A 24,378-nucleotide genomic window follows, 5' to 3' on the forward strand; every position below is an offset into this window, starting at 1 on the left:
GTCAGCATGCCCTGGCGTGCCGTCCGAGGAAAGGCCAGGGGGACGCCACCAGAGGATTCAGCGCAGATGCACGGAGAGCCCGGTCTCGCCGGGACGTACGTCGGGCTGGAGCTCCCACTGGTCGGTGTAGTCACCGGTGAACTGCTCCCGGTAGGGCAGCGGGGCCTCGTCGAAGATCCCCTCGAGGCGACGTGCCAGCGACTGCGCCGCCGCAGCGTAGGACTCGGAGTCCGTGAAGTCAGCACTGGGCAGTGCCCATGGAGACAGAGGTGCCATGCCCGTGTAGGCGAAGGTGCCGTGGAGCAGACCGAACAGCAGCTCGTGGAGCTCGCCGCTCTTCCCCCGCGGGCCGATCGAGGCCGGACGGTCCCCCAGCGTGGTCACCACCAAGGCGCGGGTGCCCCGGAAGGGGCCCTGCTCGAAGCGGAGTCGGCGCCCGGTGACGGGGTCGGTCCCGAAGGCGAATCCTGAGACGAAGACCCGGTCGAACCAACCCTTCAGCATGGCTGGCATTCCGTACCACCAGAGGGGGAACTGCACGATGACGGCATCGGCGCCGCGCAGCTTCTCCTGCTCTGCGGCCACATCGTCGCACTGTGCGCCCTCGAGCTGGGCGCGCCGCCCCGCCGCTGTGACGCGCACCGGGGCGTCGGTGCCTCGCCGGTCCAGGTTCTCCGCGCGCACCACAGGATCCCAGCCCATGGCGTAGAGATCGGATTGGGTCACGGTGTGTCCGTGCCGATGGAGCGCCGCGATGCCGTCACGCCGGAGCCGTCCGGTCAGCGACTCCGGCTCAGGATGGGCGCTGACCCACAACACAGTGCGACCAGACACGGAGGAGGACGAAGGCGACGGATCTGACATAGGAGCAGTCTGCTCCGCTAGGGTGAGAAGCACCAGTACGGACATTCTTGTCCCTAACGGGAACCACGGTGCCGTGTCCTTCTGCCGATCGGAGCCTGTGATGCGCCTCCCCGTCCGACGCGCCGCCGAGGTCTGCCCCGTGGAGGTGGCGGTCTCGATCCTCGGCGGCACCTGGAAGCTCACGCTGGTCAAACACCTGACCGCCGGCCCGCTGCGCTTCGGTCAGCTGGGCCGGCGCGTTCCGGCGGCGAACCGCAAGACGCTCACCCGTGCCCTGCGCGAGTTGGAGGAGGACGGAGTCGTCCACCGCGACGTCCATGCAGAAGTGCCGCCTCGAGTGGAGTACTCCCTGACGGCCCTGGGCGGAACTCTCGCCCCGATCGTCGAGGCCATGGACAGCTGGGGCGCGGACTATGCCGCTCGACTCGCCGCCGACCCGCTCCAGGGGCGCGGCAGCAGCCGCTCGGCATGAGCACATCGCGCCGACCAGGAGAACGAACCCGCCGGCCTCACGCCGGCAGGATCCGGATCTGCTGCTGGCCCCCCGCTCGGTCTCGGACCATCACCCCGTGGGCGGCCAGCTGATCGCGTAGGACCTCAGCCTGGGCGGCATCCCCGGTCTCGAGTGCGCGCCGTCGGTCCCGCAGCATCGCGTGCAGTTCGGCGTCAAGCTCCTGGCTGTGGTCGACCCACGGGTGGAACTCCACATCGCGGGGATCGGTGGTGCCGGACCAGGGTAGGCCGAACATGGTGAAGGCCTCCTTCAGCTCGGAGGCCAGCCCGTCCTCCGCCGGGGTGCGGGCGAGCTCGTGCCCGGCGCGGCCCAGCAGCACCAGGTCTGCGTCGTCCAGGAAGGCCTCGGTGATGTCCCGGTGCTGGAACGCCGCCGGCCCTTCCGGGCGGTCCACGGTCACGGTCTGGGAGTCGATCGTCAGCCGTCCTACCCGCCGGTCCCGAGCCGAGGAGACCCACAGACCGATCACGGCACCCAGGACCATGAGAACTGGGACCGACCAGATCAGGCGCACCTGGTCCATCATCTCCACCAGGGCCGCCGGAGAGTCCATCCGGGTCATGAGCCAGGCCGCCGTCGGGCCGATCGCCATCGCGACCAGGCCTCCCATGGCGGCCCCGGCCACGGTGAAGGCCAGGACCAGGCGGGACCGCAGGCGCACGGTCACGGGTGCTTCCGGCGTCGTCGGGGATGGTGTCGTCGGGCACATCGTCGGCCTCCTCTCCCGTGGGGACAGCTCGTGGGTCCATTGTCCTCCTGGCGTCCACGGGTCTCCAAGGGTCGACGGTTCCCTCAGCCCTCCCAGAGCGAACGGTAGAACCTGATCCGCTCCGCATTCGGCTCCACCCCGTAGGCGTCGAAGAACAGGTCGTCGTGGCCGGGGCCGAAGTTGACGTCCCAGCTGATGCTCATCGAGGCGATCGCCAGGTCGGCCCACCGGTCGGCCACGCCCAGCGCGCCGAGGTCCACATGGGCGATCGCCTGGCCGTCGGAGTCCAGCAGTGTGTTCGGCACGCACGGGTCACCGTGGCAGACCACCAGCCGCTCCGGCTCAGGGGCGTCGGCCAGCCGCCCGTCCAGCCACCGGCAGGTGAACGGGCAGTCCTCCACGGGAAGGGCCTCGTGAAGTCGCCGCAGGCCCCGTGCGATGGCCGGCACGGCCCTGGCCGGGTCCGCCGTCCAGCCGCCAGCCAGCGGGTTCTCTCCCGGCAGGCCCGCGGTGAGCAGCCAGGCTCCGAAGGTGCCAGCATCCTGGGAGGCGCCGTCATCGACCTCGGGAGACTCCGGCACGGCCTCGACGTCCGGCACGGCCTCGACGTCCGGCACGGCCTCGACGTCCGGCACGGCCTCGACGTCCGGCACCGTCCCGACATCCAGCACCTGCGGCACGGTGAGGAATCGGCCGGCCCAGTCCAGCCGGCGTGCCTCCTCGGGCAGGTCGACGTCGGCCAGCAGCGCGGAGGAGAGCCCGTCATGCGGCTGCCACTTCAGGTACCGTGCCCCGCCGTCGAGCCGGAACGTCCGTCCGCCGAGCTCATTGGTCCACACCAGCTCGGCGGAGCGGCCGAGCCGCTCGAGGACCGCAGGGGGAAGTCCGGCGACGTCGTGCGCCTCCCTCAGGTGCGGGGTGTCCGTCATGGGTCCGTCCGTTCGTCGTCAGGCGCAGGCACGCGCCACGTCAGGTCAGTGCCGCATCGGTCAGTGCGGCATCGAGTCAGCGCCGCCTCAGGTCGGCCTCGCATGAGGTCAGAGCCGCAGCGCCGAGACGAGGCGCGCGGCAGTGGCCCGGGGGTCGTCGAGCGGTCGGTCCTCGTAGGCGGCGAGGAAGGCCTCGTGGAACGCCGCGCCGACCAGCAGCTGGGCGGCTGCGTCCGGGTCCACTTCGGGGGAGACGCCCCCTCGGGAGATCTCGGTGGTCAGCAGGTCGGCCACCGCTGCAGACGGCGCCCGGGGTCCGGCGCCCCGGGCAGCCAGGGCATCCCGGTGGAGCGTGAGGAGGCCCCGATCGCCGAAGAGCGCGGCCGCCATCGGGAAGTTCTGCGCGTAGAACTCCAGAAGTCGGGAGGTGATCGCGCAGAGGCGCTCGCGGGCGTCGCCGTCGTCGGGCCCTGCCGGGGTGAGCCGGGGGGAGCGTTCCTGGAGCACGGCCAGGAAGAGGTCTCGTTTGTCGGGGAAGTGCTTGTACAGCAGCGCTTCGGAGCACCCCGCAGTGCGGGCTATGAGCTTCGTGGTGGCGCGCACCAGGCCGTCCTCGCGCATCACCTGGGCGGCGGCGTCGAGGATGCGCTCGCGGGCGGGTCGAGGGTGCCCCTGCTCTGGACTTCTCACCATGGGGCCAGCATACTGGTCGACCGAAGGGGTGAGTGAATACTTACTCACTGCCTCGTGGTGTGTGGTGTCGACACGAAGGGAGATCCCCATGGACGGGTCGGAGGTGGGTGTCGGACCTCGCCGCCACCGGGTCGAGCGGCGTCGAGAGGGCGGCGGTGCTCTGCTGAGGCGTCGACTCATTCCCCTCGCGGCGGTGGCGGTGGTCCTCGTCGAAGTGCTGGCGTTCCTCGGCGACCTCGGCAGTGATCCCGTCGCCTTCGGTCAGGGTTGGGGGCCGACGCGTTCGGGGGGACTCGCCGCCTGGTTCCTGCTCGCCGCGGTCTGCCTGCCGATGCTCGGGCTGTCTCGATGGCCCACCACGGCCGCATGGATCAGCACCACGGCGTACGGGGTCGCTGTCGTCACCGACTACGCGTTCGGTCTCACGCTTCCGCCCATGCTGGCGATCCTCGTGCTGGCCGCTCGACGTCGGCGGGCTCCGGCCTGGCTGCTGGCCATGGCTGCCCTGGCCGCTACGCTCCTCTGGGTCCACCGTCGCGCCGTCGGCATCATCGATCCTGAGGTCGGTGTGCTCGTCTGGATCTCCTTCGGCGTGGTGAGTGCCGTGTTCTTCCTGGGGTCCGCTCTGGTCGGCGAGCTGATCGCCGCGCACAGCTCGCGTCCGACTGTGGGTCCTTCTCGCGCCCTCAGCCCATCGGATGGACCGTGACGCCCAGGGCGTGGGTGACGCCGTCGATGCCGGAGGCTGCCCCGAGGTCGGCGGTGAACCCCTCCAGCATGCCGCGCACGTCGAACTCTCCGCCCAGTGCGGCGAGGTACTGCTCATGGGCCTCCAGGGAGGCGATGCCCTTCTCCAGGGGTTCCCCGGTGACGTCCACCAGGTGCGTGGGCTCCCCGCCGACGACGATCAGCTCCTTCGCGCCCCAGGGCTCCAGGCGTTCCTGCTCCAGCAGCTCACGGAACACCCAGGGGTTGTCGGCGTCACGCACGGCGTCCACCGTCGCGATGCCGGCGGCCCGGTGGTCGGCATGATTCAGTCCCCAGCCGACCTCAAGCTCCCAGGGCTGGGTGACGACGACGTCGGGCCGCACCTGCCGGATCCGGCGGGCGATCTGCCTCCGGGTCTCCAGGTCCGCCTGCAGCATGCCGTCGGGCAGGTCCAGGATCACCAGGTCCTCGACTCCCACGATGGCGCAGGCCCGCCGCTGCTCCTCGGCCCGCAGTTCGGCGACCTCCTCCGGGTCCCGGTCCCGCATCCCGGCCTCTCCAGCGGTGAGCAGCAGATAGGAGACCTTCACCCCGCGGGCCGTCCAGCGGGCGACAGCAGCCGAGGCCCCGTACTCGAGGTCGTCCGGGTGGGCGACCACGCACAGCACATGGCTCAGTGAGGCGTCGTCGTAGAACGGCAGGGTCTGGTCCGCGGTGGTGTCCATGCGGGCCAGGGTAGTCAGCGACGCCGGCCGGGTCACCGGTGCGCGGCCGAGGCGCGCCCGCCCCTGTCGGGCCGGAGCCGTTCCGGGACGCGTGATCAGGTGGCCAGCAGTCCGATCCCGAGAGTGGCCAGGCCGGCGACGAGGAAGCCCGCACCGATCCACAGCAGCACGATCAGCCGGTTCGGCTCGGTGCGGCCCGGGCCCAGGGCCGAGAGGAAGAATCCGGCCGGCATCAGGATCGCGGAGATGAGCACGCCGGTCCGGGCCAGCCACTGCCAGGCGCCCGTGAGTCCGGTGGCCTCCGCGAGCAGCAGGCAGATCAGCCCCAGCATGATCAGGCTGGCGGCATGGGCGTGCCCGGCTCGGAAGAAGGAGACCTGCAGGTCGGTGGCGGGGACCTGCCCGCGGACCACCTTGGTGAGGAAATGGCCGCCGGTGGTCACGGTGATCGCCGCGAGGATGACGATGCCGGCGGTGGTCTGGGCGGCGGGGGAGAGCTCGAGCATGGTCGTCTCCGATCGGGAGGCTGGGCTGGGTCGGGCGTGAAGGCCCGTCAGTTTCATGACACTGTTATATAACGATGTGAGAAAACCTGGTGTCAAGGGTAGACTCCTGCCATGGCCCGGCCCCGCACCCACGATGAGACCGTCAGGACCCGCCTGCTGGAGGAAGCATCGCAGGTCATCGCCGATTCCGGAGCCCAGGGGCTCTCGCTGCGATCCGTGGCCCGGTCGTCCCACACCACCACCGCCGCGGTCTATTCACTCTTCGGCGGACGCGAGGCGCTCATCCAGGCCGTGGTGGAGGAAGGCTTCCGCCGCTTCGGCGCCGTGCTCGCCGCCGTCGAGCGCACCGACGACCCCGGGATGGACCTGCTGGCCCTGGGCGTGGCCTACCGGGAGTTCGCCCTGGCTGACCCGCACTTCTACCGGGTCATGTTCGAGTCCCTCGGCGAAGGCCTCTCCCGCCCGGAGACGCCGGCCTCCCCGACGTTCCAGGTGCTGCGCGCCGCCGTCGCCCGCGCCATGGGCCTGCCGCAGGACGAGTCCGGTGAGCCGGGTTCCAGCCCAGATCTGGACCCTGCCGGGCGCGCTGCCCTGCGGCTTTGGGCGCTGGCCCACGGGCTGGTCAGCCTGGAGCTCACCGGCCTCGTGCCCGGGGACGCGGACGCCCGCGGTCGCGATTATGTGGCCACGCTGCGCGCCGCCCGCGGTCTGGTGGCCGGCTGAGCCGAGCGCACGCGCAGCGCCACCACGGTGAACGCCGCCAGCGGGATCAGGTGCAGCAGCGCCAGCGCGGCCGCCGTGATCCCGTCATGGGCGACCGACGGCGGCACGGCGCTGGTGGGTCCGAAGACGATCAGCACGGCGACCAGCAGCACGAGCAGACCCCTGCGCGAGCGGCGCAGCAGGGCCACCAGGCCGATGCCGATCGCCAGCGGCAGGGCGGTCTTCCACGCGACGTCGACCCACCGGAGCAGGTGGCCCGGCTCCTGCCCCAGCGGATCCAGCCGCAGGGAGGCGCCCAGGGCGTGGGCGGTGAAGAACACGCCGAGGTTCAGCAGTGTGGCGACCAGCACGACGACGGCGCCGAGGGTGGGCAGCGGGCGCCGGAGCTCTGAGCTTCGGCCGGACGAGGTGCTCATGACGTCCTCCTCGAGAGTGCGGCGGCAGGCGGGTCCTGCCTCCTCACCCTTCAGGACGATCGGGGCGCGGTCGCTGTGACATCGGCGCCCCGCGCTGTGGCATCGACGCCTCACGCTGGGACGCCCGAGCCTGCTGGAACTCCTCCTTGAGTCGCCAGATGTCGCTGATCGGACCCAGGTGGCGGAGCTTGTCCGGATTGCTCACCGCACGGATCATCTCCACGCCGTCCTCCGAGATCTCCAGGATGACCGCGTTGACGATCTCGCCGTGCTCGGTGCGGGTCAGCAGGCCGGCGGACCCGTTGATCTCCCGAGGCTCCAGGTGAACCCCGATCGCGGTCATCGGCGCGCCGACCGAGGCCAGCAGGCGGGCCACCTTGTCCCGGCCGGACACCGGATGCGGCACGGACGGAGCCTTGCCGCCGCCGTCGCCGACCATGATGACCTCCGCGGTGAGGAGCTCCCGCAGCTCGTCCAGATCACCGTGCTGGAAGGCGGCGATGAACCGACGGGTGAGCTCCTGCCGGGTCCGAGGGTCGGCGGCGTAGCGGGGGCGGGGCAGGGCCATGTGCTTCCTGGCGCGGGCGGCCAGCTGCCGACACGCCGCCTCGGAGCGCTCCACGGTCTCGGCGATGTCGGCGTAGTCGAGAGAGAACACCTCCCGCAGCACGTAGACCGCGCGCTCCAGGGGACTCAGCCGCTCCAGCAGGAGCAGCGACGCCATGGAGATCGACTCGTCCCGCTCGGCCGCCGCGGCGGGGTCGGCGTCGTGATCGGTCAGGACAGGCTCCGGCAGCCAATGCCCCACATAGTGTTCGCGCTGGATCCGGGAGGACCGCAGCACGTCCACGGCGAGCCGGGTGACCACAGTGGTCAGGAAGGCGCGCGGCGTCTCTACGACGGCGTCGGTGCGCGCATAGCGCAGCCAGGCGTCCTGGAGCACGTCCTCCGCCTCGGCGGCGCTGCCCAAGATCCGGTAGGCCAGGGAGAACAGCAGTGGACGGAGCTCGGTGAACTCCTCGGTGCGCTGGTGCTGCGTCCCCATGGGTCCTCCTCGTGCTGACGTGCCCTCAGGGGGCCCGGGTGGTCTGCGCGGCGGGGTCAGGGCTCTCCGCAGCCCCGAGGGGGAGGCGCCAGACGGAGATGTGCTGCTCCGAGTCTGCGGTGAACTCCGCGCCGTGCCAGTCGGCGGTGCGTCGTTCCAATTCCATCCCGGCCATCTGGGCCATCAGGTCCAGCTCGGCGGGCCAGGCGTAGCGCTGCTCGCTGCGCCCCTGCTCGCCGCGCCGAGGCCAGTGGTGGTAGGAGGTCAGCCGCTGGGTGACCGGGTCGATGACGTCGAAGCCCAGGTGCTCCTCAGAGACGTCGAAAGGGCAGGTCAGCTGACCGGGAGGCAGCCGACGCAGCGGTGGGACGCCCAGCTCCACCACGAAGCGGCCGCCCGGCATCAGGTGGCGGGCCGCGTTGCGGAAGCAGGCGACCTGCTCCTGCTGGGTGAGCAGGTTCGAGATCGTGTTGTACACCAGGTACACCAGGCTGAACCGGCCCGGGACATGTGCGGTGGCCATGTCGCCCACGGTCACCGGGATCCTCTCGGCGTCGGCCTTGGCGCGCAGCTGCTCCACCATCGGCTCCGAGAGCTCGATGCCGTGGACGGGGACCCCACGGGCGGCCAGGGGAACGGCGATCCGCCCGCTCCCCACGGCGAACTCGAGAGCGGTGCCGCCGTCCGCCAACTGTTCCAGCAGGTCGACGGCGGGCTCCACAGCCTCCGGCGTGCCCATCCACCCGAGCGTGTCGTCATAGCGTACGGCCGTGTGCGCATCCCACAGCTGGCTGCTGGGACCACGAGTGGCCTCGTCGGCTGACAGGGGAGGATGCGATGACGTCATGGACCGGAGCCTAGCCGGGCGCCCCCGGACGCGGAACGTCTGACGGCTCAGTCGGGCGCTGAAGGTGCGGGGCGGAGAGCGCCCCGGAGCGCCCCGGAGCACCCCGGAGCAGAACCGGAGCAGAACCGGAGCGGAGTCGGAGCGGGGGCGCTCCAGGATCGGTGGCACAGGCACACCACTGATCAGGAGGAGATCATGACCGTCACCGACCAGAGCACCGCGACCACCGGCCGTATCACGGACCAGGACGCCCCCGGGCTGCCGCGGCTGGCGGTGATCATCGGCAGCACCCGGCCGGACAGGTTCGCCCCCACGCCGGCCGGGTGGTTCGCGGCCGAAGCAGGGACCCACGGCCAATTCGACGTCGACCTCATCGACCTGGCCGAGTTCGATCTGCCCGCCCAGCTGGGCGGCAACGATCCCGACGCCGCGGCTCCCGAGGACGTCAGGCGGCTGGGCGAACGACTGGCCCGCGCTGACGCCTTCGTGGTGGTCACCCCGACCTACAACCGCAGCTATCCGCCGGCCCTGAAGGCCGCCATCGACTGGTTCTACAGCGAATGGAGCCTCAAGCCAGTCGGCTTCGTCGCCTATGGAGGTCATTTCGGGGCGTTCCCGCCCATCGAACACCTGCGCGGCGTGTTCGTGGAGTTCCATGCGGTGCCGCTGCGCGATGCCGTGGTGCTGCAGGACTTCTGGGAGCGCTTCGACCATGACGGCCGCGCCGTCGACGCTGAACGGATGGGCCGCTGGGCGCACCGGATGCTGGACCAGCTGGGCTGGTGGGCGCTCTCCCTGGCGGAGTCGCGCCAGCGGCGGCCCTACCCGGAGGGGATCGCAGAATGAGCACCGCGGAGACGACAGCGGCTCGCGACGGCGGCGAGGCACCGGTCAGGGCCACGGCCCGCCAATGGGTGGGGCTCATCGTCATGGTCATCCCCCTGTTCATGCTCGCCACCGATGTGACCGCCCTGTACTTGGCGATGCCGGCGATCACCGCCGATCTTGCCCCGGCGGGGTCCCAGTCCCTGTGGATCCTGCACATCGGCGAGTTCCTGACGGCGGCCACGATGATCACCTTCGGCCTGCTCACCCAGCGTGTGGGCCCCCGGCGGCTGCTGCTGGGGGCTGTGGCGGCCTACGGACTCGCCTCCCTGGTGGCGGCCTTCGCCGGAGAGGCAGAGACGCTGATCGGCGCCCGAGCGGCGCTCGGGATCGCGGCGGCCGCCTTCACCCCGGCGGGCCTGGTGCTCATCCGCACCACGTTCCGGGACGAGCGGCAGTACGGGGTGGCCTTCGCCCTGTTCATGGCCGCATTCGCCGGCGGTATGGCCGCAGGACCCGCGGTCGGAGGGTTCATCCTGGAGCACTTCTGGTGGGGTGCGGTCTTTCTGATCAATGTGCCCATCGCGGGAGTGCTCGTGCTCTCTGGGCCGTTCTTGCTGCCCCGGAACCATGCTGACCCGACGGTGCGCCTCGACGTCGCCAGCGTCGCCCTCTCCGTGGCCGCCGTGCTGGCGCTGGTGTACGGGATGCAGGAGATGGCCGACGCCGGCCCGGCACCGGCGCCGATGCTCTCGGCCGCAGCCGGCCTGGTGCTGCTGGCGCTGTTCATCCGACGGCAACGGCGGGCCGCGCATCCGCTGCTGGACCTGGCCCTGTTCCGCAGCCGGACGTTCCGCACGCTGATCCTGGTGCTGTTCCTGCTCTGCCTGGGGGCCGGGTTCGTCGACATGCTCATGGCTCAGCATCTGCAGGTGGTCCGTGGGCTCAGCCCGTGGGACGCGGGGCTGGTGCTGCTGGGGCCCGCCGTGGCCGGCACGGTCGGCACGGCGGCGACTCCGCTGGTGGCCCGCCGCGGGCCCGGGCTCGCTGTGGTCCTCCTGCTCGTGGCCGGCCTGGTCGGTGTGGTGCTGGCCGTCCGTCTGCCGGCGGCCTCCGCACCGGAGGTGGCGGTCCTGCTGACAGTCATCGCCCTGCTGGTCTCCCCGCTGATGACGCTGCTCTCCCAGCGGATCATCGGGGCCGCACCCCTGGAGAAGACAGGTCCGGCCACGGCGGTGCAGGAGATCTCCGCGAGCCTCGGCGGCGCGAGCTCGATCGCGGTGTTGGGCTCCGGCGCGCTGTGGGTGCATCGCGGAGTGCTCCGTCAGGAGGTCTCCTCGGACGTGGAGCCCTCCGCGGTCGACGCCGCGGCGGAGACCTTCGGTGCGGGCCCCGCGGTGGCCGCCACGTTGCCTGCGGCAGAGGCTGAGGCGCTCACCCAGGCGGCGGACGTCGGCCTGACCGTCGCGACCCAGGCGGGGTATGTGGTCTTCGGAGCGGTCCTCCTGCTCGGTGCGGCAGGTGTGCTGCTCTGGGGGCGACTGATGCGTGGCGACCACGTCGACAGGAGAGTGGACGACGGTCTGGGCGCCGGGGCGGAGGCCTCACGACCGGCTCAGGACGGACGGCTCGCTGAGGATGCGCCGGAGCCACCGTTCCGCGGTGGGTGAGACCGCGCTGTCCCGCAGCGCCGCCGCGCGAGCCTGGTCACCTTCGCGGGCCGCGAGCTCGGCCAGCCCGAGTGTGGCGAACCCGGCCTCGATGTCGGACCCGATGGTGCGCCCCAGCGCCAGGGAGCGGTCCAGGTGGCCGTGCGCTCCGGTGTGGTCGCCGGCGTCGAGGGCGTGGAGTCCTTGGATGGCCTCCCAGAAGCACTCCTCGCCGCGGGCGCCCAGCCGGCGTGACAGGTCCGTGGCTTCTCGGGCTGCGGCCGCGCTGACCTCCCGATCCCCGTCGCGCTCCGCCTGGATGTGACGCATCCCGAGGACCTGCGTGAGCCCGTAGTCGTCCCCGTGCTCCCGCAGGATCTGCTCGGCATCATGCCCGTCCGGCATGCCGACGGCCGGTTCGCCGGCGTCGAGGAGGAACCAGTCCCGCTGGGTGGAGGCGAAGGCGGCCGCGGGCAGGTCGCCGAGCGCGACGAGCCCCTCCACCGCTTCTCCCGCCACCTGCCGCCCCCGGGCACGGGACTCGGGCACGACCAGCAGCGGGGTGGCCGCGAACCATTGGACCTGCAGCCGGGATCGCTGCGCTCTGTGGCTCGGGCCCCCCGGAGAGCTCTCGGTGCGGTCACGGAGACGGTCCAGGGCCTCGAGGATGTCCGCGGTGCTCTCGCCGGGGCTGCCGGACAGCACCGCGATGAGGACCTGCACCTGGGCGTGGGCCCCGTCGTGAGGTCCTGGGCAGGCCGCCGCCTGCCGCAGCTCGTCGAGCAGGCCTGCGGTCTCCCCGGTGATCCATCGGTGCCAGAACCAGGCGAGGATGAGGTCGACGGCGGCGGCTCCGTCCTGGACGGCCACGGCCTCCGCGAAGGCGTGGCGCAGATGGGCCCGTTCGGCGCGTATCCGGCGGACCCAGTCGCGGGCGTGGGCGGAGAACAGATGGTCCTGCGCGCAGGAGATCTCGGTGCGCCAGTGCTCCCGATGGAGGCGGGCGATGTGCTCGCGCTCGCCGGCCAGGCGCAGCTGCTCCGCCGCGTAAGCGCCCACCGACTCCAGCAGCCGGTAGCGCGTGCCGTGTTCGGTCGGTTCCGCCACCACCAGGCTGCGGTCCACCAGGCTCACCAGTGCGGGGACGACGGCCGCGCATCGCAGGGGTCCGTCCTGGCTGTCCGCGCAGACCGACTCGATGGTCTCCACCGTCCAGCTGACCGGATGGACCGCCAGCCTGCGCAGCAGGACCCGCTCCGGCTCGTCCAGCAGGGACCAGCTCCAGTCCAGCATGCCGCGCAGGGTCTGCTGGCGCCGTGGTGCCCCGCGTTCGGGGCGGCTCAGCAGGTCCAGCCTGTCGGTGAGACGGTCCAGCAGCCTCGTCGGGTCCAGTGCGGCGGTCTGGGCCGCGGCGAGCTCGAGGGCCAGGGGCAGACCGTCGAGGCGTCGGCACAGCTCGGCGACGACAGCCAGAGTGTGCGGGTCCTCCGGAAGGTCAGGGGTGACGGCCCGGGCCCGGTCGAGGAAGAACGTGACCGCGTCGTCGTCGGGTGCCTGTGCTGACAGCGGGGTCAGCGCCAGGCGCTGCTCACCGGGAAGCCCGAGCGGCTCTCGACTGGTGGCCAGGATCGTCAGCGCGTTCCCTGCGGAGAGCACGGCGTGGGCGAAGCGGGCGGCCTCATCGGCGACGTGTTCGCAGTTGTCGAGCAGCAGCAGGCCTCCGGTGGCCTGCAGGGCCGCCGTCAGCCGGTCGAGGAGGTCCCGGCTCTCCTCGCGCAGCTGGGTGAGCCCGATGCTCTCGGCAACCAGCCGAGCGACCCGAGCAGGACCCGTGTCAGGGGGCGGGCAGGCGTCGAGCGAGCTGAGGTCGACGAACCACGCCGCGTCCCCCGACTTCTCCGTCAGCAGCTCGGCGGCACGCACCGCCAGGCGGGTCTTCCCCACGCCGCCGATCCCCAGGACGGTCACCAGCGGACCGCGGGTGAGTCGCAGCTCCACCTCGCGGAGCTCGGGCGTGCGGCCCAGGAAGGACGAGGCGAACACCGGCAGCCGTGGCGTCGGCGCGGCCGCCGGGCGGTGCGCCGCAGCGTGGGGTCGGGGCAGCGCAGAGTCACGATCCTGCGGACGGTCCTGCAGCTGGGGGTCCTGCTGAAGGATGCGCACGTGCAGGTGGGAGGTCTCCGGATCCGGGTCCGCTCCGAGCTCCTCGGCCAGGTGACGTCGATGCCGTTCGTAGACGCCCAGCGCGTCCGGGTGGCGATGCGCCCGATGCAGGGCCAGCATCAGGGCACGGGTCAGGCGGGCGCGCAGGGGATGGTGCGCGGCCAGGGGCTCCAGCACGGTGACGGACTCCTGTGCCTGACCGGCCTCGAGCAGCGCCTCTGCCAGCGATTCGGCGGCCTCCAGCCGCAGCTCGTGCAGCTGTCCGATCTCCGGGGCGAGCCAGGTGGCGTCCCGGAGCTCCGCATAGGGCTCACCGCGCCACAGCTGCAGGGCCGCACGCAGCAGCTCGGTCCGCTCGGCGAGGGCCTCCGATCCGCGGGCGCGGACGATCAGCTGCCGGAACTCCTCGGCATCGACCGCCACGTTGAGCCCTCTGTCGGTCTCCCGGGTGGCTCCCGGTCCTCCTGCTGCGGGTGCCGGGGCGCTGGTGGAGAGCCGATGGCCGCCCGGCCCGCTGCTCAGCAGGGCTCGGCCCCCGGGCTCGGTCTCGTCCAGAGCCGACCGCAGCTGAGACAGCTTGGCCTGCAGCACACGGGTCGGGTGGGCCGGGAGGTCCCCGCCCCAGACGCGATCGATCAGGGTGTCAGCAGGCACGGCGTCACCCAGGTCCACGGCGAGAGCGGCCAGGACGGCGCGGACCTTGCGCTCGCGGACCTCCACCGCCTGACCTGTGGAGGTCCGCAGCCGGATGGGGCCCAGGACCTCGATCTTCATGAGCCCCAGTCTAGGTCCGCCCCGGGTTCCAGCTGCTGCATTCCGTGGACGCATCACCTCAGCCCCAGGCATCCGCCGGTGGGCCGGCTCGTGCGCTGCCGACAGCCTCCCACCCGCGGCCCGCAGAGCCCGGGGGCTCCGCGCCCGGCCCGAGCAGCGTCGGCAGGACCGGGACCACCACCTCCACCACGGCCTCGGTGTCGTGGTCTCCGGTGATCACGCAGTGCCGCAGCATCACGCCATTCCGGGTGGCGACGTCGTCAGCCACGGTGCACGGGTCGCCGGCGGTGAGGCCTCGGGCGGCGTCAGCCGCCGCGAGCGCCGCGAGATCCGCCCCGCGGGCGGCCTGGGCGGCCGCCACAGCCGCAGAGCCGACCACATGGACCACCCCGATGAGCATCATCAGGGCAGCGATCGCCGCCAGGGTCAGCACCGTCCCGGAGCCACGCTCCTCCTGGTGGGCGATCATGGCGGCCCACCCGGGATCCCGCCGCCCAGGGAGGGCTGCTCCACGCGGGCCGAGGCGTCAGCGGTCTGCTCAGCGGAGAGCTCCACGAGTCCGAGGAGCCGCACCGGGCGGACGAGCCTCACCCGGGCATGCTCGCCGTCGCGGGAGATGCTGACCTGCACGGACTCGCCCGCCACCCGCTGGACGGCCTCCCGTGCCGAGGCTTCGGTCTCACCCCGGGCCAGTTCCCGAGCGGCCGCGCGGGCGCCCTCTTCGAGGGTCACCTGCGCGGCCGCGTGCATGCCCAGCCCGAGGAGCAGCGTGAGGATCAGGACGGCGCCTGGGAGCGCGGCCGCGAACTCCCCGCTCACCGCACCGCCGTCGTCGTGGATCCCCGGGGCTCGGCCCCTGGGTCGGCTCCTGGGCCGGCCCACGTCGTCCTCCACTCTCATCGGCTGCACCTCTGGCTGCCTGATCAGAGGGTGAGGGCCCGCTGGACGATGCCGGCGAGCATCTCCCGAACCTCGCCGGAGGACAGCACCGCCACCAGCAGCCCGGCGAAGCCGACGGCGGCCAGCATGACGATGCCGTATTCGGCAGTGGCGAGACCGTCCTCCTCCTGATGGAGCTCTCGGAGAAGCTCCTCCATGCCGGAGTCTCGGCGGCCCGCCGGCGGGCGGTCCTGTGAGGGGAGCATCGTGAGTGACGCCATGGTGATCAGTCCTTCCAGATCCTGCGGTTCGATGGCTCCGCCCGGGGCCGGGCGGTCCTTCGATCCTGGTCCCCGGGGGACGGGGGCAGAAGGGCGAGCCCGTGCCCTGTGGACAGCCCCGCGTGTCCCACGTCTCGTCGTGCAGCTGTGGAGGAGCTCCGGACCCCGCCGACGGTGCGAGCCAGAGCCCGGCCGGGGGCTGTGACCCACACGCCATCTGTGACGCCGCGCGACGACGGCGCACCCGCCCACATGACGGAATCCTTCAGCCTCCGCTAGGCTGAAGGATGCTTCACGAGCAGTGACCCGGGGCCCGCGCCCCGACCGATCCACCGAAGGTCACTCACCAACCCCATGTTCACGGGTGGTCAGGATCGACAGAAGCGGCCCGTTCTCGCTGGTCCCCAGCACTGGATGGAACGGGCAAGAGCAGCGACGAAAGGATCGATGAGGCCGGCACAGCCAGGTGCCCTGCCCCACTGACACTCCATCTCACCCCGCGCCGCCGAGGGCCCACGACCTGCGCCCCGCGACGCTCCCATGCCCAGACCTGTGCCCGGCCCCGCGCCGGGCCGCCGTGCAGGAGCCACGCCTCACAAGGGCGCCTGCCCACACCCAGAATCCATGGAGTCCGCATGATCGAACTGACAGACGTCAGCAAGGTCTACCCCGGCGGGGTGACCGCGCTCGACTCGGTGAACCTCACCATCCCCGACGGGGAGATCCACGGCATCGTCGGCCGCTCCGGCGCCGGCAAGTCCACCCTCATCCGCTGTCTGACCGGGCTTGACCCGGCGACCTCGGGCAGCATCAGCGTGGACGGCGTGGATCTCGGCCAGGCCCGCGGCGGCGCTCTTATGAAGGCGCGCCGCAGCATCGGCATGGTCTTCCAGCATCACAACCTGCTCGACTCCCGCACCGCGGAGAAGAACATCTCCCACCCGTTGGAGATCGCCGGGGTGCCGGCCAAGGAGCGGAAGCGCCGCGTCGAGGAGCTGCTGGAGCTGGTCGGCCTGACCGACCGTCGTCGCAACCACCCCTCCCAGCTCTCCGGCGGGCAGCGCCAGCGCGTCGGCATCGCCCGCGCGCTGGCGGCCGAGCCGCGGGTGCTGCTGTGCGACGAGCCCACCTCCGCCCTGGACTCCGGCACCACCCGGCAGATCCTGGAGCTGATCCGCCGGCTGCGGGACCGGCTGGGCATCACCGTCATCATCATCACCCATGAGATGTCCGTGGTCCGCGAGATCTGCGACTCCGTCTCCCTGCTCTCCGAGGGTCGCATCGAGCGCTCCGGCGCCCTGCTGGACGTCATCCAGGACACCGGCTCCCCGCTGTCGAAGGAGCTCATCTCTCTTCCTCCGACGGCGGCGCTGCGGCCCGGCGACACCCTGGTGGAGGCGCTGATGGCCGAGAGCAGCCAGTTGGCCGACGTCGGCCAGCTGTTCTCCCTGCTGTCCTCCCATGGGCTCGACGCCCGTGTCGAAGCCGGCACCATCGAGACCATCCAGGGCCGTCAGGTCGGCCGTCTGCACATCAAGCCGACCACCCGCGCCGAGGCCGAGCAGATCGCGGCGATGCTGCGTGACCACGGCATCCACGCCGAGCTGACCACCGGCGCCGAGGTGGAGGCTGAGCGGGCTGCGCATGAAGAGGACGACGCCCGCGCCGAGCAGCAGGAGGAGAACCAGTGAGCATCACCGCATCCGGTCTCGCCGCCGCGACCCCGCTGGCCTCGGGGCGTTTCCTGGACAACCCCGTCTTCCACAACCAACTGCCGGACGCCGTCCTGGAGACGATCTTCATGACGGCGGCCACGGCCGTCATCGTGGCGATCTTCGGTCTGCCGCTGGGCATCCTGCTGCACAACCTGGGCCCCAAGGGGCTCTCTCCGAACGCCCCTGTCTACCGAGTGGTCTCCCTGGTCGTGGACATCGGCCGGTCCATCCCGTTCATCGTGCTGATGATCTCGCTCATCCCCTTCACCCGGTTCATGGTGGGCACGGCGCTGGGCTGGCAGGCCGCCGTCGTGCCGCTGTCCATCGGGGCGATCCCGTTCTTCGCGCGCCTGGTGGAGAACGCGCTGCGCGAGGTCTCCTCCGGGAAGGTGGAGGCCGTGAAGATGATGGGCGCCTCCTCGGGGCACATCATGCGCCAGGTGCAGGTCCGTGAGGGCCTGCCGGGCATCGTGGGCGGCTTCACCGTCACCGTGGTGGCGCTGATCAGCTACACGGCCATGGCCGGCGCGATCGGCGGCGGCGGACTCGGAGCGCTGGCCTACAACTACGGCTATCAGCGGTACCAGGGCGACACGATGCTCGCCTGCGTGATCCTGCTGGTGATCATCGTCGCCGTCGTCCAATGGGCCGGCGACCGTGTCGCCCGCGGGATCGACCACCGCTGACCAGCTTCGTCATCACTGCTCGCACACAGAAAGGCACACACATGGCATCTCTGCACACCTCCCGCGCGGTGCGGCTGTCGGCCGTCGTCGGCGTCTCCGCACTGGCCCTGACCGGCTGCGGCCTGTTCGCCGACGACGAGGTCGCCGTCGGCACCGAGAACGAGGACGGCACCATCACCCTCACCGTGGGGGCGACCCCCGTTCCGCAGGGCGACATCCTGCGCTTCATCGACGAGGAGCTGGCCGCCGACGCCGGTCTGGACCTCGAGGTCGTCGAGTACCAGGACTACACCGAGCCCAACCCGGCGCTGGTCGCCGGGGAGCTGGACGCGAACTACTTCCAGCACCAGCCGTGGCTGGAGTCCGAGGTGGAGGGCCAGGGCTATGAGCTGGCACACTACGACGGCGTACACGTGGAGCCCTTCGCGCTGTTCTCCGAGCGTCACGACAGCATCGAGGACCTGCCTGAGGGCGGTCAGATCGGCGTGAACAACGACCCCTCCAACCAGGGCCGGGCCCTGGCGATGCTGGCCGATGCCGGGCTGATCGGCCTCGCCGACGGCGTGGACCCGGCCGAGGCCACCATCAACGACATCGCGGACAACCCGTCCGAGTTCGAGTTCATCGAGGCCGACGCCGCCTCCCTGGCGCGCACCCTGGACGACGTCGACGCCTCCGTGATCAACGGCAACAACGCCCTGGAGATCGGGCTCTCCCCGACCCAGGACAGCCTGCTGGTGGAGGACCCCGAGGGCAGCCCGTACGCCAACTTCCTGGCCGTGCGTGAGGGCACCGAGGAGGATGAGAACCTGCTGAAGCTCGACGAGCTGCTGCACTCCGACGAGGTCCGTGAGTTCATCGAGGAGACCTGGCCCGACGGCGAGGTCGCCCCGGCGTTCTGATCGGCTGAGCCGCACTGAGCTGAACGGTTCAGCGTTGAGTGGATCAGCGCTGCGCTGAGCCGACGTCGCATCTCGGAGGCCCCCGCACCAGCCGGTGCGGGGGCCTCCGTGCGTCCATCCGCCGTCTACGGGGCTGGCCTGCACTGGGCTCGACCGGCGGCCCGATCCGGGCCCGTGACCTTCTGCGGCAGACCTCCACTCACTCCAGGGCCGGTCGGTTACAGTGGAGATGCTTCACGAGCAGCGACCGGAGGGCGCCCGCCCTCCATGATCCGCCAGCGGTCGCTCGCCAACCCCATGTTCACGGGTGGTCTCGGATCACGAAGCGGCCCCTCTCAGCGCCGCGGCCTCACAGTGGCCGTCGCAGACCGGATGGGGCAAGAGCAGCATGAAAGGAACTCTCCCGGGCTCGATGCTCGCCGCGACGACGGCGCCTTCCGTCCCGCTGACGATCCGTCACGGACTTCGCCTGCCAAGACCTCGCCCTGCCCCGGCCAGGTCCGACGGGCCCGGCTCCTTGGAGGAGCCACGCAAGATTCCACCCCGGCTCATCGAAGGAGCACACGCTCATGATCCCGTTCACCACACCTGTCGGCTCCACCGTCCCCGGCCCCCGTCGGACCGCCTTCTCTCTGACCGCGCTGGGCCTCACCATCGCCCTGACGGCCACCGGCTGCACCGTCTTCGGCGGAGGTGACGACGCAGCCGACGACGAGACCTTCCGCATCGGTGTGACCGCCCAGGACGAGACCAACCAGCTCCTGGCCGACATCGCCGCCGAGGAACTCGGCTATGACGTGGAGATCGTCAACTTCGACGACTACAACGTCCCCAACACGGCATTGAGCAACGGAGACCTCGACGCCAACTGGTTCCAGCACATCGCCTACCTGGCCAACTACAACGTCAACAACGATGACGATCTCACCATGATCGGCGGCACGGAGATCGTCCCACTGTCCCTGTACTCCGAGACGTATGACTCGGTGGAGGACTTCCAGGACGGGGACACCGTGGCCATCGCCAATGACGAGATCAACCAGGCTCGAGGCATCAACGTGCTGGTGGCCGCCGGGCTCGTCGTCCTGGAGAACGACGTGCCCGAGCCCCGTCCCGCGGACATCGACGAGGACGCCTCCACCGTCTCCGTGCACCCGGTCGACGCCGCGCAGACCGTCAACGCCCTGCAGTCGGTGGAGGGTTCGGTGATCAACAACAGCTTCATCAACGACGCCGGCATCGACCCCAACACCGCCCTGTTCGCTGATGATCCGGAGGACCCGGAGGCGTTCCCCTACATCAACGGGTTCGTGGTCCGGGACGAAGACCGTGACAACGAGGCCCTCCGGGAGATCGCTGCCCTCTATCACGACCAGCGTGTCCTGGACTCGGCGGCCGAGATTTCCGAGGACACTTCGGTGCCTGCCGACCCGAGCATCGAGGAGCTCGAAGCTGGTCTGCAGGAGTACGAGGACTTCCTCCGCGGTGACGCGACCGACGCCGAGGACGCAGAGACCGACGAGGACGAGGACGAATGAGCGGCAGCGCCGCGGGCGCCGACCCGCTGATCGAGTTTCGCCACGTCACCCGGAGGTTCGGGAAGGGGGAGAAGGCCGTCACGGCGGTCGACGACGTCTCTCTGCATGTGGACCGTGGCGAGGTGTATGGCGTCATCGGATTCTCTGGGGCGGGGAAGTCCACGCTCATCCGGATGATCAACGGACTGGAGAAGCCCACATCCGGTTCGGTGCACGTCCTCGGAGAGGAGATCTCTGCACTGTCCGAAGGCCGGCTCAGCAAGGTGCGGTCCCGGATCGGCATGGTCTTCCAGCAGTTCAACCTCTTCCATTCCCGCACGGTGGCCGGCAACGTCGGCTACCCGTTGAAGGTGGCTCGATGGAAGAAGGCCGATCGGCAGGCTCGGGTGTTCGAGCTGCTGGAGTTCGTCGGCCTGGCCGACAAGGCTGACCAACATCCGGAGGAACTCTCCGGCGGCCAGAAGCAGCGCGTCGGCATCGCCCGAGCATTGGCCGCCAAGCCGGACATCCTGCTGGCAGACGAATCGACCTCGGCCCTGGATCCGTCCACGACGGCGGAGGTCCTCGCTCTGCTGCGTCGCGCGAACGAGGAGTTGGGGATCACCATCGTCGCGATCACGCATGAGATGGAGGTCATCCGTGCCATTGCGGACCGGGTGGCCGTCATGGATCGCGGCAGAATCGTGGAATCCGGCCACGTCTATGACATCTTCTCCAATCCACGTGACGGGGAGGAGGCCAGCTTCGTCGGGGCCGCATTGAAGGATCGACCGTCGCCGGAGGACGTGCTGCGCATCCGGCAGCACACCTCGGGGCGGCTCGTCACCGTCTCATTGAAGGACTCGGTGGCCGTCGGGAGTGTGCTCGGCCAGGCCGGTCAGCATGGGGTGGGCTTCGAGATCGTCCACGGGGGAATGAACACCACCAAGGACGCCGCCTACGGGCTGCTCACGTTGGCCCTGACCGGTGAGTCCGACGCAGTGGAGCAGTTCGTCGGGGCGCTGTCTGCGGCCGGCGCCGTCCAGGAGGTGGTGGCGTGATCGAGACGTACCGCGACCTGGACTGGTCCTATTACGGGCCGACGCTGCTGGAGGCCATCGGGGACACCATCTACATGGTGGCGTGGAGCTTCGTCTTCGCCGGTCTCATCGGCCTCGCCATCGGCGTGACGCTGTACACCACCCGTGACGGCGGCCTGCTCGCCAACCGACCGGTGTGGCTGCTGACGAACTTCGTCGTCAACCTCATCCGCCCGATCCCGTTCGTGATCCTCATCGCGGCGCTCCAGCCGGTCACGATCTCCGTGGTGGGCAAGGGTATCGGTAATGATGCCGTGATCTTCGTGATGATCTGGGCCTCCACGTTCGCGATCGCGCGCATCGTGGAGCAGAACCTGGTCTCCATCGACCCGGGTGTCATCGAGGCGGCCCGCGCCATGGGAGCCTCGCGGACACGCATCATCATGACGGTCATGCTGCCCGAAGCACTGGGACCGCTGATCCTGGGCTACACCTTCGTGATCATCGCCCTGACCGACATGTCGGCCCTCGCCGGCATCATCGGCGGCGGCGGGATCGGCAATTTCGCGATCGTCGAGGGGTACAACAGGTTCCGTCCGGAGGTGACCTGGTTGGCCGTCATCGTGGTCATCATCTTCGTGCAGTCGCTGCAGATCATCGGCAACTGGGCGGCCCGGAAGGTCATGCGCCGCTGATGGGCCAGGCGCGCCCCTGCGGCATGTGCCGCAGGGGTGCTGCTGTGTCGGGGGCTCCGCCGTCGTCTGGTGCTGTCGCCCCGTTCTGATCGCAGAACCCCGAGAATCTTGAGGAGGATCTGTGATCAGGACGGGGCGTGACGGCGCCGGCCCCTCTGCCCGCTCCACCTCACTCGTGCGCTTCAGCGATGACTCTGACGTGCACGGACTATCTCAGTGATACCCATTGCGCATCTGCGTTGTACCTGGCGAGCGCTTTCCATAGGCTCATTGCAACGTTTCAATACGTGACGTGAATCACCCGACCGCTTCACTGAGGGAGTTGAGCATGTCGAGCGCATCGACACCGAGGCCCCGGCCTCTGGGAAGAATCTGGACCCATGGAGGGCTCCGAAGCACGTGGGCGACGGCGGCCGCGCTGGCCCTGCTGGCCCCGCTGGGGGTCGCCTCGAGCACCGCCACCAGCACCTCGTCCACGATCCAGCCGGAAGACGGCATCCCGCCGGGCGAGGTGCTGGCCTTCGACTTCGGCTGCGCCGGCGGGCCGGTCGCCGAAGGCCATCACGAGGTCACCGAGTCCACGCTCTACGACGCCGAGTCCGGCTTCGGGCTCAGCGCCCCGGTCGCCTGCCGGGATCGTGGCGCGCCGGATGACATGCGCCGCGACTTCGTCCTGGCCGGAGGCGAGCAGTTCCAGGTGGATCTCCCCGACGGGGAGTATCACGTCACCGTCATCTCGGGTGATGAGATCGCCTCGAACAACACCCAGCTCACGGTCCAGGGGGAGTTTCAGGGCAGCCTGAGCCCACGCGGCAGCGGGGAATACGCTGAGCACAGTGTCTACACGGAGGTCGCGGACGGCTCCCTGGTGCTGGAGGTCTCTGGGGATGGGCGTTTCAACGGCGTCGAGATCTCCCAGGTGGCCCCGCCCACCGGGCTGGAGGCCGCCGAGGTGAGCACCGAACCGCCGTCGGCCACCCTGGCCTGGGACGAGTCGGTCGGCGCCGCCGAGTACACCCTCTATCGCTCCGCCCACGGCGAGCAGGACTTCCAGGCGGTGGGCAGCACCACGGACGCCAGTCTCACCGATGCGGACGTGGAGCTGGGCTATTCCTATGACTATGCCGTCACCCAGACCAGCGCCGCCGGCATCGAATCAGGGCACAGCGAGGTCCACACGGTCCCGATCGTGGACCCCGAGGTCGCCGCTCCGGCCGCGCCGCAGGATCTCACCCTGGAGAAGGCCAACCCGTCCCGCACCACCATCTCCTGGACCGGTGACGACGCGGCGGACGAGTACCACGTCTATCGCTCGCTGAACGCGGACCGAGGCTTCGAACGGATCGCGGAGACCGCGGAGACCACCTACACCGCGCAGGGCGAGGCCGAGCACAACTGGTACTACATGGTCCTCGCGGTCAACCCCGGCGGCGTCTCGGAGCGGTCGGAGCCCCTGTTGGCTCCGGTCACGGCCCGCGGGGGCAACGGCAATCCCTTCGAGGAGTGCACCACTGACGACGCCGACGCCGTCGTGACCCGCCACGGGGACACCTGGCGCGCCGCCAACGACGGAGAGACCGTGCTGGAGACCTACGCGATGGTCGAGGCCATGCAGGCCGCCGTCGACAGCCTCACTGAGGGCCGCACGGAGCAGGAGTCCGTGGTGGTCCGCGGCTCCGGCACCATGACGGCCGACGCCGCGGTCGACCTTCCGAGCCACACCTCCTTCTCGGTGTGCGGCACCATCCACGTGGCCGGCAATGAGTCGAACTTCAGCTATGAGGACCACACCGGCGTGGTGCGGATCCGTCACGCCGAGGATGTCGCCGTGCCGTTCCTGTCCCTCACCGGCAGCCCGAACTTCGGTGTGTACCTGCGCACCTCCTCGGACGTGCACTTCGGGCAGATGGACCTGCGGCTCTCCGGCGGGCACGGGATGCGGATCGACAGCCGCGACGACGACTCGGTGCGTGAGGCCCGTGACATCACCATCGACGACGTCTATGTCTCCGGCACGCAGACCCACGGCGTGGAGACCTACGGGGTGGACGGGCTGACCATCGGCACCGTCACCGCGGTGGACACCGGGCATGCCGGCCTGCTGCTCAATGACACGGTCAACGCCGACATCGAGCGGATCGTCGGCGACGGCGCGGCGGCCGGCACCGGCTACGCCACCTTCCGGACGGCGAACCGCAACGGGCAGATAGACGGCGAGTACCCCACCAACATCCGTGTCGGGGAGCTGATCGCCGACGGTGGCGGCCGCGGATTCTTCTGCGTCTCCGAGTCCGGCGGCGTGGAGATCGAGACCCTGGAGATCCGCGACACCGGGTCCAACGCCATGCTGATCGAGAACTGCCACAACATCACAGTGGCCAGTGAGGAGGGCTACGTCTCGGGGCCGGGCGACCTGCGCATCTCGGCGCGCAGCGAGTTCGCCAACACCTCGGACATCCGGTTCGCGAACCTCACTCTAGAAGACACGGCCATCAACGAGAGCCCGTGCGGAGAGAACATCACCGCGGAGAACATCACGCTGATCGACTCGGAGCTCAACCTCTGCGAGTGAG

25 protein-coding genes are annotated in these 24,378 nt (G+C 70.4%); 12 read left to right on the forward strand and 13 right to left on the reverse strand.

What is annotated here, in order from left to right; translation table 11 throughout:
- Positions 1–57: 57 nt before the first annotated feature.
- Positions 58–909: an NAD(P)H-dependent oxidoreductase gene (locus ABD658_RS08460; protein WP_344744281.1), complete on the reverse strand. Its 852-nt coding sequence runs from the start codon at positions 907–909 to the stop codon at positions 58–60.
- Between the two features lie 55 nt (positions 910–964).
- Here ABD658_RS08460 and ABD658_RS08465 point away from each other — a divergent pair, with 55 nt between their 5' ends.
- Positions 965–1,336, forward strand: a complete 372-nt coding sequence (locus ABD658_RS08465; RefSeq protein ID WP_344685783.1) for a winged helix-turn-helix transcriptional regulator — start codon at positions 965–967, stop codon at positions 1,334–1,336.
- A 37-nt stretch (positions 1,337–1,373) separates the two neighbouring features.
- On the opposite strand, the gene ABD658_RS08470 is transcribed toward ABD658_RS08465, so the two are convergent.
- The 3 genes from ABD658_RS08470 to ABD658_RS08480 form a co-directional block, all read right to left on the reverse strand.
- Positions 1,374–2,045: a YqeB family protein gene (locus ABD658_RS08470; protein ID WP_344685782.1), complete on the reverse strand. Its 672-nt coding sequence runs from the start codon at positions 2,043–2,045 to the stop codon at positions 1,374–1,376.
- Positions 2,046–2,170: 125 nt separating this feature from the next.
- Entirely contained in the window at positions 2,171–3,016 is an 846-nt protein-coding gene (locus ABD658_RS08475; RefSeq protein ID WP_344685781.1) for a phosphotransferase, read from the reverse strand.
- 108 nt (positions 3,017–3,124) lie between these two features.
- Positions 3,125–3,709, reverse strand: coding sequence for a TetR/AcrR family transcriptional regulator (locus ABD658_RS08480; protein WP_344685779.1), 585 nt, complete (start codon positions 3,707–3,709; stop codon positions 3,125–3,127).
- An 88-nt stretch (positions 3,710–3,797) separates the two neighbouring features.
- Here ABD658_RS08480 and ABD658_RS08485 point away from each other — a divergent pair, with 88 nt between their 5' ends.
- Complete coding sequence (locus ABD658_RS08485; protein ID WP_344685777.1) at positions 3,798–4,418, forward strand: hypothetical protein; 621 nt, start codon at positions 3,798–3,800, stop codon at positions 4,416–4,418.
- Here the strand turns inward: ABD658_RS08485 and ABD658_RS08490 are convergent.
- On the reverse strand, positions 4,396–5,142 hold the full coding sequence (locus ABD658_RS08490) for a PIG-L deacetylase family protein (protein WP_344685775.1): 747 nt from the start codon (positions 5,140–5,142) through the stop codon (positions 4,396–4,398). The genes ABD658_RS08485 and ABD658_RS08490 overlap by 23 nt on opposite strands.
- A gap of 95 nt (positions 5,143–5,237) precedes the next feature.
- The gene (locus ABD658_RS08495; protein ID WP_344685773.1) at positions 5,238–5,648 is read right to left on the reverse strand and encodes a hypothetical protein; all 411 of its coding nucleotides are present in this window, start codon (positions 5,646–5,648) and stop codon (positions 5,238–5,240) included.
- 111 nt (positions 5,649–5,759) lie between these two features.
- Here ABD658_RS08495 and ABD658_RS08500 point away from each other — a divergent pair, with 111 nt between their 5' ends.
- Complete coding sequence (locus ABD658_RS08500; protein WP_344685771.1) at positions 5,760–6,371, forward strand: TetR/AcrR family transcriptional regulator; 612 nt, start codon at positions 5,760–5,762, stop codon at positions 6,369–6,371.
- Here ABD658_RS08500 and ABD658_RS08505 read toward each other — a convergent pair.
- The 3 genes from ABD658_RS08505 to ABD658_RS08515 are packed head-to-tail and all read right to left on the reverse strand — an operon-like array spanning position 6,326 to position 8,679.
- A complete protein-coding gene (locus tag ABD658_RS08505) occupies positions 6,326–6,787 on the reverse strand; it encodes a DUF6069 family protein (protein ID WP_344685769.1) in 462 nt (153 codons plus the stop codon). The two genes, ABD658_RS08500 and ABD658_RS08505, sit on opposite strands and share 46 nt — an antisense overlap.
- Positions 6,788–6,830: 43 nt before the next feature.
- Entirely contained in the window at positions 6,831–7,832 is a 1,002-nt protein-coding gene (locus ABD658_RS08510) for an RNA polymerase sigma-70 factor (RefSeq protein WP_344685767.1), read from the reverse strand.
- Positions 7,833–7,857: 25 nt separating this feature from the next.
- Positions 7,858–8,679 (reverse strand): class I SAM-dependent methyltransferase, encoded by an 822-nt coding sequence (locus ABD658_RS08515; RefSeq protein WP_344685764.1) that lies wholly within the window; start codon positions 8,677–8,679, stop codon positions 7,858–7,860.
- A gap of 195 nt (positions 8,680–8,874) precedes the next feature.
- Between ABD658_RS08515 and ABD658_RS08520 the strand changes: the two genes are divergently transcribed.
- Together ABD658_RS08520 and ABD658_RS08525 are read left to right on the forward strand one after the other, a co-directional pair.
- Positions 8,875–9,525 carry an NADPH-dependent FMN reductase gene (locus ABD658_RS08520; protein WP_344685762.1) on the forward strand — a complete coding sequence of 217 codons (651 nt, stop codon included), beginning with the start codon at positions 8,875–8,877 and terminating at the stop codon, positions 9,523–9,525.
- Positions 9,522–11,174, forward strand: a complete 1,653-nt coding sequence (locus tag ABD658_RS08525; RefSeq protein ID WP_344685760.1) for an MFS transporter — start codon at positions 9,522–9,524, stop codon at positions 11,172–11,174. The genes ABD658_RS08520 and ABD658_RS08525 overlap by 4 nt, the downstream gene beginning before the upstream one ends.
- On the opposite strand, the gene ABD658_RS08530 is transcribed toward ABD658_RS08525, so the two are convergent.
- From ABD658_RS08530 to ABD658_RS08545, 4 genes are read right to left on the reverse strand one after another with little or no spacing between them, the layout of a single operon-like run.
- Positions 11,109–14,090 (reverse strand): AfsR/SARP family transcriptional regulator, encoded by a 2,982-nt coding sequence (locus ABD658_RS08530; RefSeq protein ID WP_344685758.1) that lies wholly within the window; start codon positions 14,088–14,090, stop codon positions 11,109–11,111. The two genes, ABD658_RS08525 and ABD658_RS08530, sit on opposite strands and share 66 nt — an antisense overlap.
- A 58-nt stretch (positions 14,091–14,148) precedes the next feature.
- On the reverse strand, positions 14,149–14,559 hold the full coding sequence (locus tag ABD658_RS08535; RefSeq protein WP_344685756.1) for an Rv3654c family TadE-like protein: 411 nt from the start codon (positions 14,557–14,559) through the stop codon (positions 14,149–14,151).
- The gene (locus ABD658_RS08540) at positions 14,556–14,990 is read right to left on the reverse strand and encodes a TadE family type IV pilus minor pilin (RefSeq protein WP_344685754.1); all 435 of its coding nucleotides are present in this window, start codon (positions 14,988–14,990) and stop codon (positions 14,556–14,558) included. The genes ABD658_RS08535 and ABD658_RS08540 overlap by 4 nt, the downstream gene beginning before the upstream one ends.
- 23 nt (positions 14,991–15,013) lie before the next feature.
- A complete protein-coding gene (locus tag ABD658_RS08545) occupies positions 15,014–15,250 on the reverse strand; it encodes a DUF4244 domain-containing protein (protein ID WP_083277212.1) in 237 nt (78 codons plus the stop codon).
- A 635-nt stretch (positions 15,251–15,885) separates the two neighbouring features.
- Here ABD658_RS08545 and ABD658_RS08550 point away from each other — a divergent pair.
- From ABD658_RS08550 to ABD658_RS08580, 7 genes are all read left to right on the forward strand, one after another.
- Positions 15,886–16,941, forward strand: a complete 1,056-nt coding sequence (locus ABD658_RS08550; RefSeq protein ID WP_344685751.1) for a methionine ABC transporter ATP-binding protein — start codon at positions 15,886–15,888, stop codon at positions 16,939–16,941.
- A 2-nt stretch (positions 16,942–16,943) separates the two neighbouring features.
- A complete protein-coding gene (locus ABD658_RS08555) occupies positions 16,944–17,651 on the forward strand; it encodes a methionine ABC transporter permease (protein ID WP_425574499.1) in 708 nt (235 codons plus the stop codon).
- Positions 17,652–17,692: 41 nt separating this feature from the next.
- Positions 17,693–18,553 carry a MetQ/NlpA family ABC transporter substrate-binding protein gene (locus ABD658_RS08560; RefSeq protein ID WP_070158485.1) on the forward strand — a complete coding sequence of 287 codons (861 nt, stop codon included), beginning with the start codon at positions 17,693–17,695 and terminating at the stop codon, positions 18,551–18,553.
- Between the two features lie 569 nt (positions 18,554–19,122).
- Complete coding sequence (locus ABD658_RS08565) at positions 19,123–20,091, forward strand: MetQ/NlpA family ABC transporter substrate-binding protein (RefSeq protein WP_344685722.1); 969 nt, start codon at positions 19,123–19,125, stop codon at positions 20,089–20,091.
- Positions 20,088–21,131 (forward strand): methionine ABC transporter ATP-binding protein, encoded by a 1,044-nt coding sequence (locus tag ABD658_RS08570; protein WP_344685720.1) that lies wholly within the window; start codon positions 20,088–20,090, stop codon positions 21,129–21,131. Before ABD658_RS08565 ends, ABD658_RS08570 begins: the two co-directional genes overlap by 4 nt.
- A 74-nt stretch (positions 21,132–21,205) precedes the next feature.
- On the forward strand, positions 21,206–21,805 hold the full coding sequence (locus ABD658_RS08575) for a methionine ABC transporter permease (RefSeq protein WP_083277214.1): 600 nt from the start codon (positions 21,206–21,208) through the stop codon (positions 21,803–21,805).
- A 328-nt stretch (positions 21,806–22,133) separates the two neighbouring features.
- A complete protein-coding gene (locus ABD658_RS08580; RefSeq protein WP_344685717.1) occupies positions 22,134–24,377 on the forward strand; it encodes a fibronectin type III domain-containing protein in 2,244 nt (747 codons plus the stop codon).
- The last annotated feature ends 1 nt before the right edge of the window (position 24,378 follow it).

The sequence above is a fragment of the Nesterenkonia aethiopica genome (assembly GCF_039534665.1).
Lineage (GTDB): Bacteria > Actinomycetota > Actinomycetes > Actinomycetales > Micrococcaceae > Nesterenkonia > Nesterenkonia aethiopica.

Bases quoted from the DNA above. Each gene is read 5' to 3' on its own strand.
- ABD658_RS08545 (WP_083277212.1), bottom strand. From the start codon at position 15,250: ATGGCGTCACTCACGATGCTCCCCTCACAGGACCGCCCGCCGGCGGGC.
- ABD658_RS08490 (WP_344685775.1), bottom strand. From the start codon at position 5,142: ATGGACACCACCGCGGACCAGACCCTGCCGTTCTACGACGACGCCTCA.
- ABD658_RS08525 (WP_344685760.1), top strand. From the start codon at position 9,522: ATGAGCACCGCGGAGACGACAGCGGCTCGCGACGGCGGCGAGGCACCG.
- ABD658_RS08575 (WP_083277214.1), top strand. From the start codon at position 21,206: ATGGTGGCGTGGAGCTTCGTCTTCGCCGGTCTCATCGGCCTCGCCATC.
- ABD658_RS08520 (WP_344685762.1), top strand. From the start codon at position 8,875: ATGACCGTCACCGACCAGAGCACCGCGACCACCGGCCGTATCACGGAC.
- ABD658_RS08560 (WP_070158485.1), top strand. From the start codon at position 17,693: ATGGCATCTCTGCACACCTCCCGCGCGGTGCGGCTGTCGGCCGTCGTC.
- ABD658_RS08540 (WP_344685754.1), bottom strand. From the start codon at position 14,990: ATGAGAGTGGAGGACGACGTGGGCCGGCCCAGGAGCCGACCCAGGGGC.
- ABD658_RS08550 (WP_344685751.1), top strand. From the start codon at position 15,886: ATGATCGAACTGACAGACGTCAGCAAGGTCTACCCCGGCGGGGTGACC.
- ABD658_RS08510 (WP_344685767.1), bottom strand. From the start codon at position 7,832: ATGGGGACGCAGCACCAGCGCACCGAGGAGTTCACCGAGCTCCGTCCA.
- ABD658_RS08500 (WP_344685771.1), top strand. From the start codon at position 5,760: ATGGCCCGGCCCCGCACCCACGATGAGACCGTCAGGACCCGCCTGCTG.
- ABD658_RS08535 (WP_344685756.1), bottom strand. From the start codon at position 14,559: ATGATCGCCCACCAGGAGGAGCGTGGCTCCGGGACGGTGCTGACCCTG.
- ABD658_RS08475 (WP_344685781.1), bottom strand. From the start codon at position 3,016: ATGACGGACACCCCGCACCTGAGGGAGGCGCACGACGTCGCCGGACTT.
- ABD658_RS08465 (WP_344685783.1), top strand. From the start codon at position 965: ATGCGCCTCCCCGTCCGACGCGCCGCCGAGGTCTGCCCCGTGGAGGTG.
- ABD658_RS08495 (WP_344685773.1), bottom strand. From the start codon at position 5,648: ATGCTCGAGCTCTCCCCCGCCGCCCAGACCACCGCCGGCATCGTCATC.
- ABD658_RS08515 (WP_344685764.1), bottom strand. From the start codon at position 8,679: ATGACGTCATCGCATCCTCCCCTGTCAGCCGACGAGGCCACTCGTGGT.
- ABD658_RS08485 (WP_344685777.1), top strand. From the start codon at position 3,798: ATGGACGGGTCGGAGGTGGGTGTCGGACCTCGCCGCCACCGGGTCGAG.
- ABD658_RS08505 (WP_344685769.1), bottom strand. From the start codon at position 6,787: ATGAGCACCTCGTCCGGCCGAAGCTCAGAGCTCCGGCGCCCGCTGCCC.
- ABD658_RS08530 (WP_344685758.1), bottom strand. From the start codon at position 14,090: ATGAAGATCGAGGTCCTGGGCCCCATCCGGCTGCGGACCTCCACAGGT.
- ABD658_RS08480 (WP_344685779.1), bottom strand. From the start codon at position 3,709: ATGGTGAGAAGTCCAGAGCAGGGGCACCCTCGACCCGCCCGCGAGCGC.
- ABD658_RS08580 (WP_344685717.1), top strand. From the start codon at position 22,134: ATGTCGAGCGCATCGACACCGAGGCCCCGGCCTCTGGGAAGAATCTGG.
- ABD658_RS08460 (WP_344744281.1), bottom strand. From the start codon at position 909: ATGTCCGTACTGGTGCTTCTCACCCTAGCGGAGCAGACTGCTCCTATG.
- ABD658_RS08570 (WP_344685720.1), top strand. From the start codon at position 20,088: ATGAGCGGCAGCGCCGCGGGCGCCGACCCGCTGATCGAGTTTCGCCAC.
- ABD658_RS08565 (WP_344685722.1), top strand. From the start codon at position 19,123: ATGATCCCGTTCACCACACCTGTCGGCTCCACCGTCCCCGGCCCCCGT.